Source organism: Acidimicrobiales bacterium (assembly GCA_036491125.1).
In the GTDB taxonomy this organism is placed as follows: domain Bacteria; phylum Actinomycetota; class Acidimicrobiia; order Acidimicrobiales; family AC-9; genus AC-9.
Window position 1 is genome coordinate 1 of sequence record DASXCO010000199.1, and the last position, 7,384, is coordinate 7,384.

The 7,384-nt window shown below is 66.5% G+C and carries 7 protein-coding genes; 3 read left to right on the forward strand and 4 right to left on the reverse strand.

Going from position 1 to position 7,384, the window contains the following annotated elements:
* Both VGF64_15905 and VGF64_15910 read left to right on the forward strand, forming a co-directional pair.
* A partial coding sequence (locus VGF64_15905; protein ID HEY1636243.1) for an SDR family oxidoreductase occupies nt 1-354 on the forward strand: 354 nt, incomplete at its 5' end.
* Entirely contained in the window at nt 355-1,599 is a 1,245-nt protein-coding gene (locus VGF64_15910) for a CoA transferase (GenBank protein ID HEY1636244.1), read from the forward strand.
* Between the two features lie 142 nt (nt 1,600-1,741).
* Here the strand turns inward: VGF64_15910 and VGF64_15915 are convergent, their stop codons facing one another.
* Nucleotides 1,742-3,283, reverse strand: coding sequence for an MFS transporter (locus VGF64_15915; GenBank protein ID HEY1636245.1), 1,542 nt, complete (start codon nt 3,281-3,283; stop codon nt 1,742-1,744).
* A gap of 27 nt (nt 3,284-3,310) precedes the next feature.
* Complete coding sequence (locus VGF64_15920; GenBank protein ID HEY1636246.1) at nt 3,311-4,225, reverse strand: alpha/beta hydrolase; 915 nt, start codon at nt 4,223-4,225, stop codon at nt 3,311-3,313.
* Between the two features lie 618 nt (nt 4,226-4,843).
* Here VGF64_15920 and VGF64_15925 point away from each other — a divergent pair.
* Nucleotides 4,844-5,143 carry a hypothetical protein gene (locus tag VGF64_15925; protein ID HEY1636247.1) on the forward strand — a complete coding sequence of 100 codons (300 nt, stop codon included), beginning with the start codon at nt 4,844-4,846 and terminating at the stop codon, nt 5,141-5,143.
* 185 nt (nt 5,144-5,328) lie between these two features.
* Here VGF64_15925 and VGF64_15930 read toward each other — a convergent pair whose 3' ends face one another.
* Together VGF64_15930 and VGF64_15935 are read right to left on the reverse strand one after the other, a co-directional pair.
* Nucleotides 5,329-6,012: an NAD(P)H-binding protein gene (locus VGF64_15930; GenBank protein HEY1636248.1), complete on the reverse strand. Its 684-nt coding sequence runs from the start codon at nt 6,010-6,012 to the stop codon at nt 5,329-5,331.
* A gap of 171 nt (nt 6,013-6,183) precedes the next feature.
* On the reverse strand, nt 6,184-7,314 hold the full coding sequence (locus tag VGF64_15935) for a hypothetical protein (GenBank protein ID HEY1636249.1): 1,131 nt from the start codon (nt 7,312-7,314) through the stop codon (nt 6,184-6,186).
* Between the last annotated feature and the right edge of the window lie 70 nt (nt 7,315-7,384).

Genomic DNA, 7,384 nt, shown 5'->3' on the forward strand with positions numbered 1-7,384 from the left:
GTATCGAAGGCAGCCATCGACGCCATGATGCGCAACGCGGCCGACGAGTATGGCCCGGCTGGCGTACGTTTCAACTCGGTGCAGCCCGGCTTCGTGACCACGGAGATCATGGAGAGCATTCCCCTCGACAGCTCCGTCTTCGAGAGCTATATCGTCAATACACCCCTCGGGGGCGTCTCCGCTCCGGACGACATCGCGTCCGTCGTCGCCTTCCTGCTCGGACCGGCATCGGGGCGTATCACGGGCCAGGCGGTGGCCGTCGACGGAGGTCACAACCTGCGGTCCGGTCCCGACTTCCGGCCGTTCACCGGCCTTAGCCCGGACGAGCTGCTCGCCCGGGACACGGCCAAGTAGATGCCCGCCACGTCGGCGACAGGCCCGTTGAGCGGCGTGAAGATCGTGGAGCTGGGCGTCTGGGTGGCCGGCCCGGCAGCCGGCGGGATCCTCTCGGACTGGGGCGCCGACGTCGTCAAGATCGAACCGCCCCGAGGCGACCCGGCCCGCACCTTCCGGCGCATGCTCGGCGGCCACCTCCCGACCAATCCGGTGTTCGAGCTGGACAACCGTTCCAAGAGGAGCATCGCCATAGACCTCTCCACCGAAGCGGGACGTCAAGTGGCAGTTGAGCTGATCGAAGGCGCCGACGTGTTCCTGTCCAACGTGCGGATGTCCGCGTTGGAGCGGGCCGGGCTCGGCGAGTCGGCACTACGGGCGCGCAACCCCCGCCTGGTCTACGCCATAGTCACCGGCTACGGGCTCGACGGCCCGGACGCCGACAAACCGGCATATGACATAGCGGCATACTGGGCCCGCAGCGGGCTGGCCGACGCGTTGACACCTCCCGGCGGCGCCCTTCCCTTTCAGAGGGGCGGCATGGGCGACCACTCGGTAGGAATGACGGCTGCCGGAATGGTGAGCGCCGCCCTCTTCGCCCGGGAGCGCACCGGCCAAGGAGACCTCGTCTCGACTTCGCTGCTGCGGCAGGGTGCCTATACCATCGGCTTCGACGTCAACATCTCCCTCATGTGGGGCTTGCCGGTCCGGGTCGGCACCCGAGACACCATGGGCAACCCGACGGTTAACAACTACACCGCCGGCGATGGCCGGCGCTTCTGGATCGTCGGGTTGGAGGGCGAACGCCACTGGCCTCCCCTGGCCCGCGCTGTTGGCCATCCCGAGTGGCTGACCGACGCCCGATTTGCCACGCCGGCCAACCGCTTCCGCAACGCCTCTGCGCTCATCGCAGCACTCGACGAGGTGTTCGCCACCCGCACCCTCGCCCAGTGGGCAGAGGTCTTCGCGACAGAGCCCGACTTCTTCTGGGCTCCGGTGCAGACCATCGACGAGCTCATCGGTGATCCCCAGTTCGCAGCCGGCGGAGGGTTCGTGGAGGTCGGCGACGAAGGCGGCGCCATGACGATGTTGGCCACTCCGGCCGATTTCCGCGACAATCCTGCCGTCCCCCGATTCCGTGCCCCTCGTCTCGGTGAGCACACCGTCGAGGTGCTCGGCGAACTCGGATACGGCCCGGACCGGATCGCAGACCTGGAGGCGGCAGAGGCTGTGTACACGGAATACACCGCCTCGGGCCCGGACTGATGGCACCGCGCAACTGGAGCCCACGACCGCAGCTGGGCACGGTTGCCCTTTCAACGCTGGGGCGGTCCGGCGACGCCGTCGTTGATGATCCCCGGAACCCGAGGAGCCACTCCGGCCGCGTCGGGTGACGTCGGGCAGTCCCCTATTCGTTCTCTGCGAGGACTGCTAGATCGCTCACCTCTGCCCGACTCGGCACGCGCTCTGGTCGAGGAGCCGCGCCTGTGCGGACCAGCAGCCCGGTGACGATGGCAGCGGCGAGCAGCAGAGCGGCGCTGACAGTGAACGCCAAGACCCAGGAGTTGGTGGTGGCGACTGCCAGAGCTGCCGGTGTAGGACGGGCAGGATGGACGAGGCCGGCGGCGGCGACCGCCGTGAGCACGCCCAGCCCGATCGCTCCGCCGACCTGCTGGCTGGCGTTGATGAGGCCGGAGGCCACCCCGGCATCCTCCCGGGACACCCCCGCGACCGCTGACGAGGTCAGGGCGACGATGCTCACCCCGAGCCCCGCGCCAAGAACCACCATCGCCGGAAGGAGCGTCCCAACGTAGCTGGCGGTGGGCGAGATGCGCGTAAGAAGGGCCATCCCCGCCGCTGCGGTGGTGAGCCCGCCAACCAGGACGAGCCGGGGACCCACTCGGGCCAGGATTCTCGAGCCAAGCCCGGCGCTCAGAACGATCACCGCCGAAATAGGCAGAAACGCCAGACCCGCTTTGATCGGCGAGTAGCCGTGGATCTGCTGAACATAGAGGGTGATGAAGAAGAACACGCCGAACAGGCCGGCTCCGGTGAGCAGCATCCCGATGTTGGCGCCGTCGAGGGTGCGATTGCGGAACAGGCTCAGGTGCACCAGAGGGTGGCGCGTTCTCTTCTCGATAACAAGGAAGAGGCCGATCAGGACGGCCGAGGCCAGAAACAGCCCGATCGTCCTGGTCGAGGTCCACCCCCACACGCTGCTGCGCACCAAGGCGAAGACCAGGGCGCCGATGCCGGCGGTGATAGTCACCGCTCCTGGCACGTCGAATCCTCCGACCTCTGGGTCTCGGCTTTCGCTGATCACCACTAGAGCGGCAACTGCGGCGATGACCCCGATCGGGATGTTGACGAAGAACACCCAGCGCCACGACAGCGAGCTGGTGAGCACGCCGCCCAACAGGAGCCCGATCGCCGATCCGGCCCCAGCGATGGCGGCCCAAATGCCGAGGGCCCGATTTCGCTCTTCTCCTTCTCTGAAGATGATGGTGACCAGGCTGAGCGCAGCCGGAGCCATGAACGCCGCCCCGAGCCCCTGGCCGGCCCGGGCGAAGATGAGCACGCTGGACGACCCCGCGAGACCCCCCACCAGGCTGCTCGCGGCGAAGAAGGCGGCTCCGACGACGAACACGAGGCGCCGGCCGTAGCGGTCGGCGACGCGGCCCCCGAGGAGGAGGAACCCGCCGAAGACGAGCAAATAGATGGTCACCACCCACTGAAGGTTGGCGGCGGAGGTGAAGTGGAGGTCTTTCTGTATGGAAGGCAAAGCCACGTTCACGATCGTCGAGTCGAGTACCACCATCAACTGCGCCAATGCCAAGATGCCCAGAGCAAGGCCCTTGTTGCTTGTCAGGTCAGGCGAACCAGGGGCCACCCGCCTCGGCGAGAGAGAAAAGCATTTCGCCTCACCTCGCTTCGGAAGACAGATGATCATGACACCTCTCCTTGCCAGTGTGCGTCGTCAAGCGGCAGGCGTGGGCTGAGTGGCCGCAAACTTCGTCTCTAGAAAGGTGGCCGCTCGGTCGAGAGCCGCATCCGCCTCGTCGAGCATGGCTGCATAGGCTTGGAACACGTGCGGAACGCAGGGAACGACCTCGAGGGTGACCGCCACGTCGGCGGTGGCTGCCCGTCCGGCGAGGCGGATCGCGTCGCTGAGGAGGATCTCGTGGGAGCCGACCTGGATCAGCAGCGGGGGCAGCCCAGCCAGGTCACCCAGGGCGGGGCTGACGTAGGGGTCGGCAGCGTCGCCACCGGCCACGTAGTAGGACGCCCCCCGACGGAGCCACTCTGCGGTAAGGAGCGGATCGACCACCTGCTTGTCGACAATGGTGTCGCCCGAGAACGTCAGATCGGCCATTGGAGACATCAAGAAGGCTGATGAAGGCAGTCGCGCGTCGGTATCTCTCAACGCCAGGAGTGTGGCCGCCGCCAGGCCCGCGCCGGCCGACTCGCCAGCAATGGCGATCTGGGCCGGGTCGACTCCCTGCGAGAGGAGTCCTTCGTAGGCGGCCTTCGCGTCCTCGACTGCGGCCGGATAGGGGTTCTCGGGGGCCAGCCGGTAATCGACGCTGACGACCTTGGCGCCCGTCCGCCTGGCGATATCGGCTGCTAGTGGACCTGACGCTTGCGCCGACCCGATCAGGTAGCCACCGCCGTGGAAGTACAGAATCACGTTCGCGCTGTCGGTGCCGTCAATTGTGACCTCGAGAGCCTCTATGCCTCCGACCGTCGTAGGTGTCTTTCTCACGTCGCCTGCGACGGGGGTGCGCCGCATCACTTCCTCGAAACCGGCCCGTAGGGTCGGGACGTCGGCGCTGTCGTCGAGTGGCGCCTGGCGTAGCATGGCGTCCAGGTCCGCTTGCTGTTGCCTGCTCATCGGCTCTCTTCCAGTCTTCGGTCTAGTGCTGCTGTTCAGGGCCGATCAAGCCCCTGGTGCAGTGTGCGAAAGCCAGTCACGGCCCAGACATCATTCTCTTGATGGCGCGTTGCCATCGCATCCGGGAAATCCATAGTCGACGACGCGACTCGCCTATCCGGTTACCGGGCTGACCAGGCAGCGGACTGTCGGGATGGTCGACGAGACAAGATGCCCAGCGCTCCGAGAGACTCCTCGCCGACTCCAGGCCGAGCCCCAACCCGGCGAGGTCGGCCGCTCTCGGTCTCTGAGGTTCACCGTGCTAGACGGGATGGTCTAGATCTCGGCAGTCACCCGCGTAGGTGTTCGTCGAGACACACCCGGCAAAATCCAGGCTCTCCTCGTCGCCCGGGCAGAGCTGGACCGGATGCTCGCCGGCGTCCGTGCCAGGTATGGATCCCACCCTGGCCGCCGCGCAGCACCAAAGATCCAGACCGACATCCTGGCTCTAAAGGTCAACCTTAGGTCTAGAGATGGGTCTGTCCAGGGAGAACTTCCCCATGTGGAGCGCGCTGCCCTCGGCCCGAAGCGGATGTCAGGGATCTTGACGAACATACGGTCGTCAGGTATCTTGACGCCATGAAGCAGGATGACCGCCAAGAGATGTCCTACGAACAGCGCGTCGAGCTCATCGACAATGACCTCGACGTCGAGCTAGGGGCCCTCGACAACCTCCTCAGGGCCGCCAGGGAGGAACGTGACCCCAAGAACGCCCTCAGTGCGATGGGCATTCTCCAGCACTGGCTGGCCCGGCGCGAAGAAGTCCTTGTGCAGGACGCGCGGGTCAAAGGCGCGTCGTGGGCCGACATCGCGCGGCTTCTGGGACGAAGCAGGCAGGCGGTATGGGAGCGTTACCGCGCAGCACAGGCCACCGTATGAGCAGTAGCACGCCATGGCGGTAACAGCAGCACAGGACTTGTGTGGATTAGGGGGACCGGACTCGTAGCTGAGGCCGCCCAGGTAGTCCGGCCGCCAAGTCGCGTGGGCCCGTCGCCTCCTTCAGCGCCAACGTCGTGCGTCGGGGCGCATCGCTTGACGGTGCGGTCATGGTCGGCCTCTCCTGGCTAGTAAGCGACCCCGACCGCTTGCTTGAAGGTCTCGGTTTGATCGAGCACCCGAAGCATGAGGTGGGCGACGTCGGGTCGGGAAACGGACCAACCCCCTCGCAGGTTCTGCCCGTACGCCGTCCGGTAGCTGCCGGTGAGTGGCTTGTCGGTCAGCCGAGGCGGCCGTATGGCGGTCCAGTCCAGCCCACTATCGGCAAGCACATCCTCCATGCGCGCCAGGTCCGCGTACACCTTCCGGAACGCGGCTTTCGCCACGTGGGAGAACAGATGCCGCATGAAGAATCCGTCACCGGGGTCATGCTTCGGTAGCTCGGGGCGGTCCGGCGATGGCACGGTGCCGACCGGGGCGGCACTGACAACGACGATGCGTCGGACCTCGGTCGCCTGCATGGACTGGACGATGGCCCGCGTGCCCCGCCAGGCGACTCCCGCATCGGAGTTCGACCGAGGGCCGAGGCCCGACAGCACCGCATCGGCTCCCTGGACGGCGGACTCGAGCGCTGCCGGATCGGGATCGGCCAGGTCGGCAGTGACGACCCTGGCCTCTCCGGCACCAGCCACTGCCGCCGACAACTTGGCCGGGTTGCGGGCGACGGCGGTGACGTCGTGACCTGCGGCCACGGCCTGCTCGAGGACTTGTCGACCGATACCTCCGGTCGCAGCGAAGACGGTCAGCTTCATGATGATTCCTTTCTGCCTCTCACGAGGCGAGCGGCGCGGGCTAGGTGGCCGGGCAAAGCTCGATACAGATCGCCGACGAGCTCAGGCCGATCATCGAAGACATCATCGACAGCCTGGATCGGTGGCTCTCCCCCCAGAAGAGATTCGCTCAACCACGTCGCCGACCTCGGGTCACGGGGCCGGCGTGGCCGGAGTGATGGCCCGCTGCTTGACGCTCTGGGCGACGATGTCGCCCGAAGTCGGGTGGCGGAGCACCATTCGCCGCGTCGGCGTGACGCGGATGGTGGTGACAGCCTCGGCGACAAGGTCGGTGTACACGTCCTGACGGAGACGAGTGAATAGGGCCTGGGCCGCGCTCTTCAGCTTGGCTGTAACCGTTGCAGCAGACAGGCCGGCGACACCAACGGCCCCGAGCACGGCCTTTCCAATCGCGCTCTTGCTGTCGTTGCTGATGAGCACGACGAGCGCGACGACCGAACCGAGCCCGATCGCGGCGGCAGCGAGTTGGGGCCAGAACACCCGAACAGCCTTCCATGTGGCCCTGAAGTTTCTGACCAATGCATAAGGCTTGACGAGTGTTGACGGATCTTGGAGCAAGACGATCAGCTCGTACCAACGCCGCAACTGCTGGTAGAGGTCGATGAGCGCGGTGCCCTGCTCGCGCCAAACGCGTTCGGTCGCCACCGCCTTCCATACCTGAAGCGAGCCGGCGATCGCCGGGGCGCTGTATGGGTTGAAATAGGCGGACAGGCGGCCGGCGAGCCGTGAGAGCTCGTTACAGCGACTACTTCCAAGTAGGTACCACCAGCTGACAGCACTGTCCGTGCCAGGACTGACCGTGGGATCCAGCTCCCAGTACGACTCGGACAGACCCCGCCCGAGCTGGTAGCCACACGCCTGCGTGTCCGATTTGGAAGTCAGGCAGTCTTGTGTGTGGGCGTCGAACTCGTAGATCGTCTCCGCCAGCCTGCTCCAGGTCCTGGCGCGCTGCCCAGGGTCACCCTCCCCCTCGCGGTGCAACTCAGCGGCCAGATCGTTGATTTTCGCCGAGTAGCCCGTCCCGTCGCTGACCGTGTCAACCGAGAGCTTGGCGGCGAGAGCAGCCACGACGGCTTGTGTCTCGATGCGGAGCTCGGTCGGCGTACGCTCCACCCGGAGTGGCAGAACGTGGCCGGCGCGTGTCGGCAAGGCGCCATCGGACGGAATGGGACCGCCCGGACGGTTGCGGCCGCGTACCTCGGCCAGGCACCACCCGAGACGCACGGCCGACAGGACCTGATCAGCGTCGGCAGGCGGTGTCATCGCTGCTCTGGTCAGGCCTCGTCGTCCGCGGCCCCCGTGTGCGCCCCATCACGTCGAAGCCCCAATGCAC